The following is a 15,302-nucleotide window of genomic DNA, read 5'->3' as shown; positions in this document are numbered from 1 at the left end:
AAGGGGCATGACGGAATGAAAACCGTACGACAGATCGTCGCTGTGGTGGAACGTCGGCTTCAATCCGACATGTACCGGACTGACCCATGCTTCCCGATCGTCGTCCCGATCGGATTGCCTGGTCGTACGGCATTGGAAGCAGATGCCATTGCTGTGCACGACAACAACAACCAGATTCGTGCATGGGCCGCCAAATACGGCTGCCAAACCGAAACCGTCATGCGCACCATAGGCACGGCAGTAGAGTTGATCGCCCGCATCGGCATTCCCGACGAGCAGACCGCGTTGCGCGTCGTCAATCGCACGCTCGCGGCACGCTATCGCATCGCACGGGAACGATGTGGGCTGCTACGTGAGTTGTTTAGCGTTGACCTGGAAACCGCTGCGCAGGTCGTACGGATGACGCACGCCGAAAGCGACGTTGACTTCGCATTACTGATTGAGGTCGCTCGATACTGTTCGGCGCATGATGTGGCAGGATTGCGCCCGCGTGCAGTGCCGCTTGCCGGATTCAGTGCGAAATGGCTGAACAGGAAAGCGTCAAAACGTCGTAAGGCAATCGAATTGCTGTGCGGCAAATCGTTGGGCCTAATCGAACGTCCAGGGGAGTTGCGGGTACGCTTTCTCGACCCGTCGAGGGCGTCATTGCCGGACATGATGATCACTCGTCCTTGGAGTGACGATACGGTGCGTGGCATCGAAAACGTTGTAATCGTGGAAAACAAGGACACATATCAATTGATGCCGCCGATCAGGAACGGATTGTGCGTGTTCGGGGCCGGCAAGGCGGCGGTGGACGGTCTGACATTGCTGCCATGGCTGTTCGTAGAGAACTCCAATATTCATGTGATGTATTGGGGTGATATGGATGCCGCTGGGTTTGAAATACTCTCGTCCGTACGGCAACTGGGACTCGACTGTGAGTCGCTGTTCATGAATTGGGCAGCCTACGACCAATATGGCAGGTTCGGCACAAACCATGATCAGAACGATAAGCCGCTCAAACGCCAGCAGCCGAAACTGCTGCCGGGATTACATGATGATGAACGGGCACTATATGAGGTGTTATGCACTGGCGAGGGCGTTCCCTATCTGCGTCTCGAACAGGAGCGTATTCCTATTCCCGATGCGGCGATGGCATTGGCGGCAGCCGGATTTCCGGTGGTGATGAACGGTGATGGTAGCAATCAATGAACGGCTGTTCTGATATCGGTCGCTGTGCTGGGCTAAACTAGTGTATTAGTTCGGCAAGAGTTGCCGGATTCTGATTGAATCGGCGTTCTTCATTAGTTTTGTTTGTTCTGACAGTGTCGGGTTTCGCATCCTCACCATTGCGACTGACATTCCGTTGTATATGCCATCTGTATCATCGTTGCCGCACTACCGCCGATGACGTGCGGTTTTGCTCTTTTATAGATTTTGAAAGGCCTATTCCCATGCAATTCATCAAAGACGACACCCATCCCTTCGACTACGCGGAACGCCTGGCCGGATGTCCATCCGGTTTCGAGGGACGCATCGTGCGCTTCGCCAAGGATCTTCCCTTCAATGCGACGGTCATTATGCCGCCGGATAAAGTGCCGGCCGATGCCGACTTCGAGCTGGTCGGCAATCACGCCGTCCTGCATCATATGACCCCCGACCTCGGTGACGCCGAGGACTGGACCATGGCCTGGGCCTGCCGCTGACGACTATAACGGCTGTCGGCTCCGGCCTGCCGTGCCATCGGTTCCCATCAACAGTCGCCGCGCATACCACGCGAACAGCAGTCCGGCCACGATTGCCGATGTCGCATCTGAAATCGGCTCGGCGATGAACACGCCCGTCGTGCCGAGTCCGAGCCGCGGCAGTACCAGCGCCAACGGCACCAGCAGGATGAGCTTGCGGAAGATCGCCAGGAACAGCGATGGCTTCGCCTGGCCCATGCCCACGAACGCGCATTGGACCACATTCTGGATGCCGAACACGCCCATGCCGCAGACGAAATACGGCAGCGTGCGCGTCACCACATCGATGATCGCCGTATCCGAGGTGAACAGCGAGGCGACCGGTCCGGGGAATATTGCGAGCAGCGTCGTCATCGTGCAGTTGATGGCGACCTGCACGACCATGGTACCCGAATACGCGCACCGGACGCGAGTATACAGTCCCGCACCGTAGTTGTAGCCGATGATCGGCTGCACGCCCTGCGAGATGCCCTGCGAGAACACGAAGATGAGCTGCATGAGGCTGGTCATGATCGTCATCGCGCCCACATAAGAGTCGCCGCCGTACCGCTGCAGCGACGCATTGAACACCACTTGAATCACGGACTCAGTGATTTGCATGATGAATGGTGAGACACCGAGGAACAGCATCGGTCCAAGCAGACGGGTCAGTCGGATGCTGCCTGCACGAAGCCGGATGATGCTGCGCGGGGAAGTAAGGAACCGAATCACCCATGCGGCCGACATCGCCTGGGCCACCACGTTCGCCAAGGCCGCGCCGCGCACGCCCATGCCGAGCGCGAAGATGAACAGCGGATCGAGCGCCAGCGAGCTCAGCGCGCCGATAAGCACCGAACCCATCGCCACAAGCGCCTTGCCCTGTGCGGTGATGAACGTGTTGAGCCCCAAGGCAAGCTGCACGAACAGGGTGCCGGACAGATACACGGTGAGGAAATCGACCGCGTATGGCAGCGTGGCGTCGCTCGCGCCGAACAGGACGAGAATCGGTGTTTTGAACAGCTGGATCAGCACCGACAGCACGATTGAGATCACGACGATCGCCGCCACCGACGTGCCGAGATAGCGCTCCGCCTTGCCCTGGTCTCCACGGCCGAGTTCGATGGACGCGAGCGGGCCGCCGCCCATGCCGACAAGCATCGCGAACGCGGAGACGGCGAGCGTGATCGGGAAGCACACGCCCACGCCGGTCATCGCCAGATCGCCCGCGCCGGGGATGTGCGCGAGGAACAGACGGTCGACGATCGTGTACGCCGCATTACATGCCTGCGCCACCACCGCCGGAATCGCCAGTGACACTGCCAGTCGTCCGATCGGTTTCGTACCGAGGTCGTCATTGGCGGTCTGTCGCTTCGTCGTCGTTTCCGCCCGCCCGTTTGTCTCGCGTTTCGTCACGAGAGGACATTGTAGCTCTACAACTCGGTCGCCCGCGGAGATAACAATGCCCGCGATATGAGTTCTATGTGATCAGCGATGACGACGGTCACGACGTGCGCGACAGGTTCCGTAGTTCCGGAATGAGGCAAACAAGATATACGGCAATAACCTGTGCGCCGGCATCATTCATGCGGAACAACGGTTTTCAACGAGATACTTCAAGATTCGTTACCTGATCAGCGGGAATAAATGAGTACCGAGAATCGCATGCATCCTTCGCAAGGACGATGCATGCGTTCATTCCTTTGGACGATTGATGGTACTGGTGAACCGTAGGAGTATAAAGCCATAACGCTGTTGTGCGGTTGTGGTGGGGAGGAGCGCAATGATGTCATGCGATTGTTTGACATCATGTTGTACTTTCAGCCGCCATTGGATTGAATCGGTTGCAACGTGCGAACCTGGACGTAAAGCGCCCTTGGCTTTTGCTTCCAGGTTCGCCTTTCCTGGAAGGTGGATCATGCCAGTTATATCGGCGATCAATCTCTCGATTGGGTACAAGAATTCCCCTATTGTCAGCGACATTAACCTGCAGTTGAATACGGGCAGAATTATCTGCCTGCTCGGGGCGAACGGCGCGGGCAAGACCACGTTGATGAAGACGCTGCTCGGACGGATAAGGCCCGTAAGCGGGAACATCACGTACACCGGGACGAATATCAATGAGATGTCCGCGGCGATAGACCACCCCAGTTTCTTTCCTTACCTGAGTGGTAGGGAGAACGTCGAGGTGGTCTCCGCGTTCTGGGGTCTGGACGTGGACCCGGAGACGGCGTTGGATGGTGTGGGCATTAACCGCGCGGCGCATGGACGGAAGGCGAAGGACTACTCGACGGGCATGAAGGAGCGTCTGGAGCTGTGCCTCGCCCTTGTGCCGCATCCGAGGTTCCTGTTCCTTGACGAGCCGCAGAACGGATTGGATCCCGATGGCATAACCTCCTTGTCCGAAACGCTTCGCTCCTATCGGGATAAGGGGAACTGCGTCGTGATTTCCACGCATCTGCTCCATGAGATTCAGGGAGTGCCGGATGAATGCATCGTGATTCGTCATGGCCGGGCTGCGCAATTCACGGATCTGACTGGGGTGAACCTCGCGGATCTGTATCAGGGGAGGTAAAATTGAGTGCTGTTTCTCCTGTTCGCGCTTTGGTCGCCTACTACTGGAACGTCTGGTATTTCCTCGCTGCGGTATTCGGGGCCGTATCGTCCCTCCTGTTGGGTTCGTGGATTTCAAGCGCGGCGAACGGAACCCCGATAACCGGAGGATATAGCTTCTTCTTCACCGGCACGCAGCCGCTGATCTGTCTTGTGCTGCTTTTCGCATGCGATGCTAGGGTATCGAAGGCACACTACGGTGGTCTGCCCCGCCACGTGTATTGCGCGTGGAAGCCATGCTCGCTCAGAACCATATTCCGGGCTTTGATTCTGGCCGCTGTGAACTTGCTGAGCGTATTGTGTTTCGACGTCATCATGATTCTGACGGGCGCCAGAATGCACCCGCACCTGGCCGCCGTCCTATGTTTCGTCGTGCTGCAGAGCCTTGCGACTTCCCTGATCTACTCGATCATCGAGATCATCGCCAATCCCAAGATTGCCGGGGTCATCTCGGGCGTCCTTTGCTATGTCTGGGTTCTTCTGCCGGGCGACCTTCCCGACTATGCGACGCCCTACGTCGCGACTGCCCTCCAGGCCGTTGGGCTGAATCTGAACGGCACCATGATGTCACCGGCGGAAGCAGCGAGCCGATCGCCTATCGGTCTCGTGATGGTCGTCGTCCCGATAGTGGTGCTCTTGGTCGCCTATGTTCTGCTGAGCTGGTTCCGTTGCAAAGGAGCGGAAAAGAAATGAAGTCCCTGTTCCGTATTGAGCGCGTGGCATTGATCCACTGGTCGACGCTCGCCTTCGTGGCCGTGCTTTTCCTTCCGTTGCTCTTTTTCCGTTACGGAAACACGGGCGCGGTGGCGCAGTTGGCGATGGTGATGGCGCTTCCCATAGCCACGGCCGGTCTTGTCTTCTCCCATGCGAGGGTGCCCTGCTCGTATCGTTCCTTCAGCATCCACAATCGGCTCCTGTTGCGTTTTACCTTGAAGTCGCTGTCGCTCGGTGCCGTGGTCAACATCTGCCTGACCTTGCTGTACGGATTTGCCATCGGGTTTGCCGTCAATAAGCGACCGCTCTCATCGCCTACCGTTTTGATGCTTGCGTTCACCGCTGTCGTTCTTTCCCTGGCATGTTTCGTTCTGCGGCTCTGGACTAGTCCCCTCGTCTCTTGGAGCATTGTCGGCTTCTTCATTGTCGCCGGGCTTACGGTGAGTTCCGGTGTGTTCGAAAACTCGCCGATGCTGTACGCCGTCATACCGACCACATGGATGTTAAGCGGGGCGGGATTCGCCGGTTATGTGATTCCAACCGGCGTCGCCGTTGCTGCGATAAGCGCATGGCTGCTGCTTAAGGCGGTGAAACATGTCTAAGTCGTACGGGACTACGCGATTCGCGAATCCGGGCTGACACCGTCCGCGTCATCATTCATAGGGGCCGGCGACATAAGGCTCTATGGCAAGGCGGTTATCTGCCCAGTAGTTCGTCGCGACTGCCTGTGCGCATAGACCATTGCCCATCACCGATATCACCGTCCTACTATCCATGTGCGGCGTTGTTCGGTATCGCATCATGTCCGATGCGCACTCCGCAACGGCGGTTGCCATTGAAATTTGATGGCATGCGATTGCTTGACATGATGTTGCGGGTGATGGGGGAGAGCACCTTTAAGAGATGGTGGTACCAGTTCGTTCTTTGACCGGGAGGCATTATGGGCTATTTGCTTAGCATCGACATGCTGCCCGCATCGATGCTGGTTATGCTTCCGGCCGCATGGTTACAGAAACGGTCGAATCGCCTATTACGGTCGGAAATATGAGCAAGTTGCTGTTGACGTCATTGTTCGCGAACGTGGCCTCACTGCTACCCGTGTGCATGCCTGAGATCGTGGATGCCGGCGCCACCGTCGCCTTCATCCCCACGGCGAGCCGGGCATCATGGCCGCGGTTCCATGTACGCGCAGCCGAGCGGGCATTCGAACGGTTGGGCGTCAAAGTCGATGTGCTGGATGTGGATGCCGAAACCTCTGCCGAAATCCGCCGCCGTATCGACCGTGACGATCTGATCTACGTGTCCGGCGGCAACACGTTCTATCTGCTGCAGGAACTGCGGCGGCAGGATGCCGACACGGCCATTCGCGAAGCGGTGATTTCGGGAAAACCGTATGTGGGGGAGTCCGCCGGTTCGGTCATCGCTTCGACGAACATCGCCTACATCCGTTGGATGGACAGCACGGCGAAGGCCCCCGACCTGCATGGCTACGCGGATTGCGACGCACTCGGATTGGTGGACTTCCGCCCGGTACCGCACTGGGGAAGCCTGCCGTTCCTGGCATCCACGCGAACCATCATGAGCAGGTACGGCGGACGGTATGCGATGAAACCGATGCGCAACGATGAGGCGATTGCGGTCAGCGGGGGTGCGACGCGATTCCTGCGTGGCATCCCCGCGTGAGTCGCCGTACTGCGCCGGTCGTCGTCTTACAGTTCGACCTGCTCCCACTGCGCCGGCAGCGGGATGTTCCTCGTCGGGGCGACGCAGGCGAGCAGTAGACCGAGGCCTGCGCAAACAACGACCAACGTCATGACCGCCCGGAAACCGAGCTTGGATACCTGCAACAGCCAGCCGACCAGTGCGGGCGTCAAGGCTCCGGGAATGCCGATTGCGGTTTCGAATACAGTGGACACCCTGCCCTGCATGTGGTCCGGGGTGCGTCCGTAGATGAACCCGTGTTCGCCGGCGTTCAGCGCGGGGAACAGCAGCGACGCGACCGTCATGCACGCGACGATCACGCCGTATGAATCGGTGAACAGCAGCGGGACCATCGCAAGTGTGAACACGGCGAAGGTGAGCATGATGAGTTTGCCGGTCGGGATACGGTCGACCAGCCAGCCGGCGGCCAGCGAACCAAGTAGCGCCGCAATACCGGTGGCCGTGCCGACCAGCCCGATGAGCGCCGCATCCGTGCCGCGCGCGGCAAGCATAATCTGCACGCCGATGATGCTCCCGTAACAGGCGACGTTGATGACCGCGCCCTGCGCGATGGCCGCGAGAACCGTCCGCCTGGTCAACGTCCACTTCCAGCCTTCAACGAACTGGGTGAGGAACGACGGATTCCGCGTCTCCCCGCCGGCGGCCGGCCGTTGCGATGATGACGAATCGCTCTCGGCTGCGGCTGTCGTCCTCTTTGGCAATGCCAGTGCGGTGAGTGCCGCCGTCAGATAAAGCACCGTGGATGCGAGGAATGGGAACCAGCCGGCAATCCTGTACAGCAGTCCGCCAATCGCCCCGCCGGACAGTTCGACGCAGGATTCACGCGCCTCACGTATCGCCTGCGCCTTGGCGAATCGTTCCATCGGCACGATCGACTTGAGCATCGCGTCGTTGGAAGGCCCCAGCAAACCGTTCATCACGGCGAACAAGACGACGAACAAGGCGAATGGAATCGTACTCATCATGTCGGCGGCAAGCAGGACGGTCGTCGCAAGGGACAGGATCATGCCGGCCAGGCCAAGTAGGATCATCAGTCGCCTGCGGTCGTGTCGGTCAGCGATCGCACCGCCGATCGACATCAGCACCAGCCCGATGGACGATTCGATGGTGACCAGCAGACCCGAGACGAACGTCGAGCCGGACAAGGCAAGGCCGATCAGTGGTATGGCGAACGTACGCAGACTGACCGCGAACACGTCGGCCGTGTCGGCGATGAACCAGTTACGGTATGCGGCGAGACCCCACAGCGAACGTGGTCTGTGCGCGGTCTTGGCAGGGGAGTGATCGGACGGGTGGGTATCGGTGTTCATGGTAAAACTCGTTTCATGACTGCCATGAACGGCATGCGACGGCCCATCGATTACAGACGATTTACGGCGCTCGCGGATTCACGTTCATGGGATGCGTTCGGAAATAAGGCATAACGACATATCGCGCGAGCCCGAAGCGGCCCGCGGCGATAGGGGAGAGACGGAAGAACAAACCGTCAATCCGCTTAGTCGTATGCGAACGATTCCAGAACGACGTACATGCGAGTCTTCCTTACACTATGACAACACTGTCCCATTGCGGACGTGCCCGGCTGACAACGCCCGTGGCACTCCATATGTGTTTATGATAGCTCGCTGCTGAACTGATTGCCATATAAGTCGGGAGGGGTGCAGCATCGATGTTGTACCCCTCCCGACTTCAACCAATCGCGGCGTTACTTGGCGAACGGTTCGGACGCCTTGTCGAGCGCGGCGATCTCGTCGGCCGTCAGATTGAGGTCCACGGAGGCGAGCAACGCGGGCAACTGCTCGGGCGTGCGGGCGGACGCGATCGGACCGGCGACCTGCGGACGGTGACGCAGCCACGCCAGCGCGACCGTGGCGATCGCCACACCGTGCGCCTTGGCCACCGCATCAAGCGCGTCGATTACGGCGAAACCGTCGGCGTTGAGATAATCGACCACCATGCCCTGACGAGCCTTGCCTTCCGCATCGGCGGCGGAACGGTACTTGCCGGTCAGGAATCCGGCGGCCAGCGAGAAGTACGGGAACACGGCGAGGTTCTCACGCGCGGCGACCGGCGCGAGCGTGCGCTCGTAGTTGCCGCGGGTCATGAGATTGTAGTGCGGCTCCAACGCGACCGGCAGCGCGTAGCCGTGCTCGCGGGCGATGCGGAACCATTCCTCGATGCGGTCGGCCGTGTAGTTCGACAGGCCGATCGCGCGAATCTTGCCGGCCTTGACGAGCTCGTCGAATGCGGCCGCGGTCTCCTCGAGCGGCGTGCCCTTGTCATCGAAGTGCGCGTAGTACAGGTCGATCGTATCGATGCCAAGACGCAGCAGCGACTCGTCCGCCGCGGCGATCACGTTGTCATGAGACAGTCCCTTGTACTGCGGGTGCTCGCTCACCTTCGTGGCGATGACCACCTTGTCGCGGTTGCCGCGCACGGCCAGCCAGCGGCCGAGGATGATCTCGGACTCGCCGCCCGCGTTGCCCGGCGCCCACGCCGAATACACGTCGGCGGTGTCGATGAAGTTACCGCCGGCTTCGACGTACTCGTCCAGCACCTTGCGGCTGGTCGCCTCGTCGCTCGTCCAGCCGAACGTGTTGCCGCCCAGAACCAGCGGGAACACCTCCAGATCGCTGTTGCCAACCTTCACACGCTGCTCTGCCATGATGCCATCCTTTCCTACGCTGTCCGTTGCCGCGGGAAAGGCAACGAGACAATGTCACGGTCATACGCATTGTTCGTTCACGGACCGAACGTGGACAGTTCGGCCATGAACCTCACATATTGTCCCTCGGACAGGCGGCGGCGAACAGCGGCCGCTGCCGATTTCCGCTTCCAGCTAAGAGTCGTAATCAGGAGCCGGACAGACCGGACATAATGCGCGTACAGTGGCAGTCATGTTGGATCACATCACGTTGCACGTACGGGACATGGAACGCAGCATCGCGTTCTACCGGCAAGCACTCGCCCCACTGGGATACATCGCCAAAGCGCATCACGAGCCGACGATCGGCTTCGGCGTGGACGACGGCACACTTCACTCCGACTTCTACGTTTCGCCGATGGACGACCTTTCGCCGATGGACGACGCGAAAGCCTCGCCGATCACCCACATCGCGTTCCTCGCTTCAGACCGCGAGTCCGTGCAGGCGTTCTACCAGGCCGCGCTCGCAGCCGGCGGCCAGGACAACGGGGCTCCCGGTCCCAGGCCGTACCATCCCGGCTACTATTCGGCGTTCGTGCTGGACCCGGACGGCAACAACATCGAGGCCGTGGTCGACTGGTCCGGCTGGTTCGAGGACCGTCGGGAACGCTGAACACGCATCGCAAGGCGTGATGCGGGATAATCCCAATGCGGGAATGGCCACTATATCCTGTGACATGGCGGTATGACGAGGCGGTGACATATGTATGACGGCGAGTGCTTCAGTCTTGCGAGGTAGACAATGACCAGCTGACGTTGAGAATGCTGACGCTGCTGATTCGGCGGGAGCTTCCCAACGTGAACATGGCATGGGTGCGCCGGAACGGCAGGGACGCGGTCGACCGCTGTCTGTCTGCCGGTTCCCGCCCGGATGTGCTGCTTGTTGATATGTCCTTGGAGGGACTGGGTGGAATCGAGGTGTGCCGGCAGGTGCGTGCGGCGACGGCTGATGTGGCGCTGATCGGCATCACGTCGTTTTCGTTGGAGCATTACGCGGCCGATGCTCTGGCTGCCGGCGCGCAGTGTGTGATGGACAAGGCGAGAGTGAAGGATATCTGCGATGCGGCGGTCGCCCTGGTCAACGGTCGTAGACCGCAGACCCAATATGTGTCCGATTTAACCGCCGCGCAGTCGCATGCATTGCTCACGGCGCAAGCTGAAGCCAAGGCTGGAACGGTTGCCGACAGCGGTTCCCGCATTGGCTCGACTGCGACTGTGGCGTCCTTGACGGATCGTGAGCGCGAGGTCATGCGCCTGTGCGCGCAGGGCAAAAGTTCGCGTGAGATCGGCGAGTTGTTGCATGTGGGTGAGTCGTCGGTGAAGACGTATGTGATGCGCGCGGCGAGGAAACTGGGCGCAAGGAACCGGACGCAGGCGGTGGCCGAATGGCTGATGTTGCAGGACTGATCAAACGGGCGGGTGAGCGTGTCCGTGCCGCCGGCGTGGGACCGGTCATGTGGTGCGTCGTACTGTTGTCCGCCGGGCTGACGGTGCTGGAGATGTTCGAGTATCCAGCGCAGCTCGTGGCGACCACGGTGCTGACGGTCGTGCATGTCCTGTGTCTGCTGGTTTTGCCGTTCTATCCGTTGCCGTTGAGTGTGGCGATCGCGGTCACGTATGTGGCGTGCGCGTTCCTGCCGGATATGAGCGGTGCGAGCCTGTTCTACGGCATGTGGGTCGCGTTGGCGGCGGTCGGCCGGTACGGGCGGTCACGCTTGTGGTGGCTGATGCCGCCGCTGATCGCCGCGGTACGGTGGATGGTCGCGGCGCGCGCCGGCGTCCCGTTCGGCGATTACGCGACGCTGCTGCTGTCGTTCTTCGTCGTGTACATGTTCGGTCGTGCGATGTCGTGGAGGGCGACGGCCATACAAGCGGAACGGGACCGGTTGCGCTACGAGCGGGAGCGCGACCGTGTGGAGGCCATGCGCCGCGACGCGCAGGCGGCGAGCCGGATCCACGACGCGGTGACGAGTGATCTCGCGTACATGGCCATGCGCCTGGACTACGAACGGTCACGTTCGACGGATGACGATGAACAACATGCTGCGTTGTTCGATGACCTGTACCGGCGTACGATTGGCACGCTCGGCGAGGTGCGCACGGTCATCAACATGCTCGATGGAAACGATGACGACACTGATACCGGAAAGGAACATGATTCCATCGGGAAAGGTAGCAACGGCGTCTCTCCGCGAAGCAGCATTGACGACGGTGACGCCGGACATGCCGGCGACGACGATACCGAAATCGGAAGCTCGGCCGCGACGTCTTCGTCTTGCACCACGTTCCCCGATCGTGTCCGTGACGTATTGGGACACGGCGACCGGTATCTCGCACAGCTCGGCTTCACCGGAGACTCCACGATGATCGACAACCTGCCCGAACACAAGCTGATGGATACAGACGACGTCACTCGCGAACGTGAGTCCGCGATGATTGACCTGCTGCGTGAGCTGTACACCAACATCGCTGTGCACGGCGACCCGTCCGGCGAATACCGTGTGGTCGTGCGTCGCAACCGCGACAGCCTGTCCGTCGACCAAGTCAACGATATTGCCACGCGATCCCTTCTTCCGGACAAACCCCACTCCGGCAAAGGACTGGCATTGCATCGCTCGCGGTTCGCCGCTCTCGGCGGTTCGATCAGCACGTCCGCCGAAGACGGCGCCTGGATACTGCACGCGACCCTGCCGTCCGTTCCGTCGTCGGAGTGATCCTGCTGCCCCGATATCCATGTCATCCATGGTTGACGTCAGATATTATGCTTTCCCGACGATCATTACCATTGGCGGCGTATGGGCTGTGCAGGATGGTCGTATTGGGGGGGAATCGCGATTGGAAAAGCATTGCATACTGCGTTCTGAGCGTGGCCGCGTGGCGGCCGCGACCGGCATGGTGATGGTCGGCTCATTGGGCATTCAAACCTCGTCGTCCCTGTCGGCGTCGTTGTTCGATGCGTTGGGGCCGATTCCGGTCAGTTCAATGCGCATGCTCGTTGCCGCGATCGTCATGCTCGCGCTCATCCGTCCGAAACTCGCGGGCCGGTCGAAAGGCGAATGGCTGAGCATCGTAGTCTACGGGCTTGCGATGGCGGCGATGAACATCTGCCTGTACTCGGCCATCGACCGCATCCCGATGGGCGTGGCAGTCACCCTGGAGTTCCTCGGCCCCTGTGTCGTCGCCCTGGCCGGATCGCATCACTGGCGCGAAGGCCTGTGCGCGGTGGTCGCACTGGTGGGTGTGGGATTGATTTCGTTCACGCCGGGCGGCTACTTCAACCCTTCCGGCTACCTGTTCGCATTGGGGTCGGCCTGCTGTTTCGGTCTGTACACGCTGTTCGCGGACAAGGTCGGCAAGACGGGCACCGGACTGGATGGGCTCGCCCTGTCGATCACGGTGGCCGCGCTCGCCACGCTGCCGGTATCGGTCAGCCATGCCACGCATACGACGCCTGCTCAATGGAGCGTCATCGCCGCGTCGGCCGTGCTGGGTGTGGCGATTCCCTACACGATGGACACGCTGTCCGGGCGCATCACGTCGGCGCGCGTGGTCGGCACGCTGTTCTCCATCGACCCGGCCATGAGCGTGGTCATCGCCGCGCTGATCCTGCGCCAGACCATCACCCTGACGGCCGTGCTCGGCGTCATCGTCGTCTCCCTCGCCGGAGCCCTGCTCGTATGGGCCTCCGGCAGCAATGATGCGAACGGGGAATCGCGCGAAGCATCTCCCACGGAAGGGCAGTGAAAGAATTGCTGTCAAAGACGGTTTGGCGTTCAATGAGCTGCGCATCTATTCATTTTGTGTCATCTTTAGACGACGTGATTCCTTTCTGACTGGCCTGATTCTTCTTTTACGGCCATCATGGATGGTATGGGCAAGATGCCGGGCCTCAAAGAGGAGGATGACCATGATCGGTGACACTGTGCAAGGCTCCAGTAATAGGCGTTTGTGCGTGAGTGAGGGGCGGTGGCGTCTGTTCGCGGCGGCCGGAACCTGCGCGTTGTATGCCGTCGTGCTGGCCGTATGCGGTCTCATCCGATATGGATGGAGTGTGGAATGGTTCTGGAGTTCCGGATCGTTGGCGATCACGTTCCTTCTGCTGGGCGCCGGCTCGCTTGCCGCGGGAGGATTCGCATATCGAGGCAAAGTGGCCGAACAACTGGAACCGGATGCTCATGACCGGTTACTTGCCGATAGGTCCGAAGCTATCGTGGCGAAGACAACATTCGTCGTCTGTGTCAATCTGTGCGTCAACATGTTCACCATCGCCTTGCTATTCGACATTCAGCCGCTGCGGTATCTGGCATGGGGTTTGGCCTTGGCCTGCATGTTGCATGCGGTGGTTTCGATTGTTGCCAACCAATTGAATAAGCACCGCCATTTTTGATGGATTCTAAGATAAGCCGATGCCCGCAGTTTAACCATTTCTGAACTGGTGTAGTGCCGGAAAGGATTCAGACCATGCTGTTCGTGTTAATCATCTTGCTTATATGGTCAGCTCGGTTGTGCTTCTCCACGTATTGGGATGCGAAAAATGGCCGGTTAGAGCGGAATTACCAGATGGGTATTAAGACCCGCTGGACCATCGCCTCGGACGAGACATGGGAATACGTACACCGCAAGTATGCGTTCGTGTTCCTCGGCAGTGGCGTTCTGGTCGCTCTGATGCCGGTGGACGTGCTGGTCGGCATGATCGCGGCCCGCGACATCAGTACCATGAGCATGATCTGGTGGTGGATGCTCCTCGCCCTCGCCGTCATCCTTGTCGCTTGGCTTGTCATATGCGGGATTATCGCGAATCGTGATGCCAAGAAACATTACCTGGAATCACAGGCATAAGATCAAGATTCTGATCCCGATGAGAAACTGCTTGTTTTCGTGATGCATAACCCTAGCAAGTAACGATTACCGTCATCTCATGTCGTCTTTGGATGACAAATACTTCTCCGATTGGCGCGATCCCGTGTAGACACTCATTATGGAGGAGTGAGACGCAACAATACGCAACGGCGGAATTCTCGGAACGACATGCTGGTTTCGATGGAAAACACGAGATTGGCAATCCGTTCATCATGATGAAAACTCGATGGCTGGCACATAGATGTGCCTATTCCAGAAGTTCATGCCGTCCCGAGGAGAAGGTTGCAATGATTGAGATTTCTGACTTGTCTAAGACCTATGGGGACAAGCGTGCGTTGGATGACGTGTCGTTCTGTGCTGAGCCGGGTAAGGTCACGGCGTTGATCGGGCCGAACGGTGCCGGCAAATCGACGTTGCTGCACATCCTGCTCGGCTTGGAGCCGGCCAGTAGCGGCACGGCCACGTTCGATGGCAAACGGTACAACGAACTTGGCTTCAATCCGTTCACTGTCGTCGGTTCGTTCATTGACGGGCTGACGCCGTATCCATCGCGGACGGGTGTTAATCATCTGCGCTGGATCGCACTGGCCGCCGACATCCCGTTCTCCCGTTGCGATGAATGCCTGCGTCTTGTGGGCCTATACGAGGCGCGCAACCGCACGTATAAGACCTACTCACTCGGCATGAAGCAACGGTTGGGCATCGCGGCCGCGATACTGACCGACGCACCGTATCTCATTCTGGACGAGCCGTTGAACGGTCTCGACCCTGAAGACATCAAATGGGTGCGCGACTTCATCAAGGACTACGTCTCGGATCACAGGACCGTCCTGGTCTCCAGCCATTACATGGCCGAACTGGAACTGGTGGCTGACCACGTCGTGGGCCTGTCGAGCGGGAGGAAAGTGCTCGACGGTGACATCGACACGCTCCTCGACGGTTACGGCAGTCTGGAGCAGGCGTACTTCAGTGTGGTGAAGGAGTGA

16 protein-coding genes are annotated in these 15,302 nt (G+C 59.5%); 13 read left to right on the top strand and 3 right to left on the bottom strand.

The features are described 5' to 3' along the window. The first annotated feature begins 15 nt into the window (after nucleotides 1-15). Both DF196_RS01475 and DF196_RS01470 read left to right on the top strand, forming a co-directional pair. Nucleotides 16-1,194 carry a Wadjet anti-phage system protein JetD domain-containing protein gene (locus tag DF196_RS01475; RefSeq protein ID WP_109056157.1) on the top strand — a complete coding sequence of 393 codons (1,179 nt, stop codon included), beginning with the start codon at nucleotides 16-18 and terminating at the stop codon, nucleotides 1,192-1,194. A 242-nt stretch (nucleotides 1,195-1,436) separates the two neighbouring features. After that, nucleotides 1,437-1,688, top strand: coding sequence for a hypothetical protein (locus tag DF196_RS01470; protein WP_109056156.1), 252 nt, complete (start codon nucleotides 1,437-1,439; stop codon nucleotides 1,686-1,688). A 3-nt stretch (nucleotides 1,689-1,691) separates the two neighbouring features. On the opposite strand, the gene DF196_RS01465 is transcribed toward DF196_RS01470, so the two are convergent. Then, a complete protein-coding gene (locus DF196_RS01465) occupies nucleotides 1,692-3,119 on the bottom strand; it encodes an MATE family efflux transporter (RefSeq protein ID WP_109056155.1) in 1,428 nt (475 codons plus the stop codon). Nucleotides 3,120-3,621: 502 nt separating this feature from the next. Here DF196_RS01465 and DF196_RS01455 point away from each other — a divergent pair. The 4 genes from DF196_RS01455 (at nucleotide 3,622) to DF196_RS01440 (ending at nucleotide 6,713) form a co-directional block, all read left to right on the top strand. After that, the gene (locus DF196_RS01455; protein ID WP_109056153.1) at nucleotides 3,622-4,278 is read left to right on the top strand and encodes an ABC transporter ATP-binding protein; all 657 of its coding nucleotides are present in this window, start codon (nucleotides 3,622-3,624) and stop codon (nucleotides 4,276-4,278) included. 2 nt (nucleotides 4,279-4,280) lie between these two features. Next, a complete protein-coding gene (locus DF196_RS01450) occupies nucleotides 4,281-5,009 on the top strand; it encodes a hypothetical protein (RefSeq protein WP_109056152.1) in 729 nt (242 codons plus the stop codon). Beyond that, entirely contained in the window at nucleotides 5,006-5,632 is a 627-nt protein-coding gene (locus DF196_RS01445) for a cytochrome C oxidase subunit IV (RefSeq protein WP_109056151.1), read from the top strand. Before DF196_RS01450 ends, DF196_RS01445 begins: the two co-directional genes overlap by 4 nt. Before the next feature lie 442 nt (nucleotides 5,633-6,074). Continuing rightward, nucleotides 6,075-6,713: a Type 1 glutamine amidotransferase-like domain-containing protein gene (locus tag DF196_RS01440; RefSeq protein ID WP_158276232.1), complete on the top strand. Its 639-nt coding sequence runs from the start codon at nucleotides 6,075-6,077 to the stop codon at nucleotides 6,711-6,713. A gap of 26 nt (nucleotides 6,714-6,739) precedes the next feature. Here DF196_RS01440 and DF196_RS01435 read toward each other — a convergent pair whose 3' ends face one another. Together DF196_RS01435 and DF196_RS01430 are read right to left on the bottom strand one after the other, a co-directional pair. After that, entirely contained in the window at nucleotides 6,740-8,062 is a 1,323-nt protein-coding gene (locus DF196_RS01435; RefSeq protein WP_109056149.1) for an MFS transporter, read from the bottom strand. A gap of 395 nt (nucleotides 8,063-8,457) precedes the next feature. After that, nucleotides 8,458-9,417: an aldo/keto reductase gene (locus tag DF196_RS01430; protein WP_109056148.1), complete on the bottom strand. Its 960-nt coding sequence runs from the start codon at nucleotides 9,415-9,417 to the stop codon at nucleotides 8,458-8,460. Between the two features lie 232 nt (nucleotides 9,418-9,649). Between DF196_RS01430 and DF196_RS01425 the strand changes: the two genes are divergently transcribed. From DF196_RS01425 to DF196_RS01395, 7 genes are all read left to right on the top strand, one after another. Next, a complete protein-coding gene (locus DF196_RS01425; RefSeq protein WP_109056147.1) occupies nucleotides 9,650-10,069 on the top strand; it encodes a VOC family protein in 420 nt (139 codons plus the stop codon). A gap of 104 nt (nucleotides 10,070-10,173) precedes the next feature. Then, nucleotides 10,174-10,863, top strand: coding sequence for a response regulator transcription factor (locus tag DF196_RS01420; protein ID WP_109056146.1), 690 nt, complete (start codon nucleotides 10,174-10,176; stop codon nucleotides 10,861-10,863). Next, a complete protein-coding gene (locus tag DF196_RS01415) occupies nucleotides 10,842-12,170 on the top strand; it encodes a sensor histidine kinase (RefSeq protein ID WP_109056145.1) in 1,329 nt (442 codons plus the stop codon). The genes DF196_RS01420 and DF196_RS01415 overlap by 22 nt, the downstream gene beginning before the upstream one ends. 160 nt (nucleotides 12,171-12,330) lie before the next feature. After that, nucleotides 12,331-13,200, top strand: a complete 870-nt coding sequence (locus tag DF196_RS01410; protein WP_241519531.1) for an EamA family transporter — start codon at nucleotides 12,331-12,333, stop codon at nucleotides 13,198-13,200. Between the two features lie 163 nt (nucleotides 13,201-13,363). Then, a complete protein-coding gene (locus DF196_RS01405) occupies nucleotides 13,364-13,843 on the top strand; it encodes a hypothetical protein (protein WP_109056144.1) in 480 nt (159 codons plus the stop codon). 74 nt (nucleotides 13,844-13,917) lie between these two features. Further along, on the top strand, nucleotides 13,918-14,295 hold the full coding sequence (locus DF196_RS01400) for an SdpI family protein (RefSeq protein WP_109056143.1): 378 nt from the start codon (nucleotides 13,918-13,920) through the stop codon (nucleotides 14,293-14,295). 308 nt (nucleotides 14,296-14,603) lie between these two features. Beyond that, a complete protein-coding gene (locus DF196_RS01395) occupies nucleotides 14,604-15,302 on the top strand; it encodes an ABC transporter ATP-binding protein (RefSeq protein WP_109056142.1) in 699 nt (232 codons plus the stop codon).

Origin of the sequence: Bifidobacterium callitrichidarum, from assembly GCF_003129905.1 — a bacterium.
Classification (GTDB): domain Bacteria; phylum Actinomycetota; class Actinomycetes; order Actinomycetales; family Bifidobacteriaceae; genus Bifidobacterium; species Bifidobacterium callitrichidarum.
The sequence above is the reverse complement of the archived record's forward strand: the minus strand, read 5'-3'. Positions and strand labels throughout refer to the sequence as shown.

Excerpts from the sequence above, each read along its gene's own strand:
- DF196_RS01475 (WP_109056157.1), top strand. The coding sequence starts at position 16 with ATGAAAACCGTACGACAGATCGTCGCTGTGGTGGAACGTCGGCTTCAA.
- DF196_RS01470 (WP_109056156.1), top strand. The coding sequence starts at position 1,437 with ATGCAATTCATCAAAGACGACACCCATCCCTTCGACTACGCGGAACGC.
- DF196_RS01455 (WP_109056153.1), top strand. The coding sequence starts at position 3,622 with ATGCCAGTTATATCGGCGATCAATCTCTCGATTGGGTACAAGAATTCC.
- DF196_RS01445 (WP_109056151.1), top strand. The coding sequence starts at position 5,006 with ATGAAGTCCCTGTTCCGTATTGAGCGCGTGGCATTGATCCACTGGTCG.
- DF196_RS01440 (WP_158276232.1), top strand. The coding sequence starts at position 6,075 with ATGAGCAAGTTGCTGTTGACGTCATTGTTCGCGAACGTGGCCTCACTG.
- DF196_RS01435 (WP_109056149.1), bottom strand. The coding sequence starts at position 8,062 with ATGAACACCGATACCCACCCGTCCGATCACTCCCCTGCCAAGACCGCG.
- DF196_RS01430 (WP_109056148.1), bottom strand. The coding sequence starts at position 9,417 with ATGGCAGAGCAGCGTGTGAAGGTTGGCAACAGCGATCTGGAGGTGTTC.
- DF196_RS01425 (WP_109056147.1), top strand. The coding sequence starts at position 9,650 with ATGTTGGATCACATCACGTTGCACGTACGGGACATGGAACGCAGCATC.
- DF196_RS01415 (WP_109056145.1), top strand. The coding sequence starts at position 10,842 with ATGGCTGATGTTGCAGGACTGATCAAACGGGCGGGTGAGCGTGTCCGT.
- DF196_RS01405 (WP_109056144.1), top strand. The coding sequence starts at position 13,364 with ATGATCGGTGACACTGTGCAAGGCTCCAGTAATAGGCGTTTGTGCGTG.
- DF196_RS01400 (WP_109056143.1), top strand. The coding sequence starts at position 13,918 with ATGCTGTTCGTGTTAATCATCTTGCTTATATGGTCAGCTCGGTTGTGC.
- DF196_RS01395 (WP_109056142.1), top strand. The coding sequence starts at position 14,604 with ATGATTGAGATTTCTGACTTGTCTAAGACCTATGGGGACAAGCGTGCG.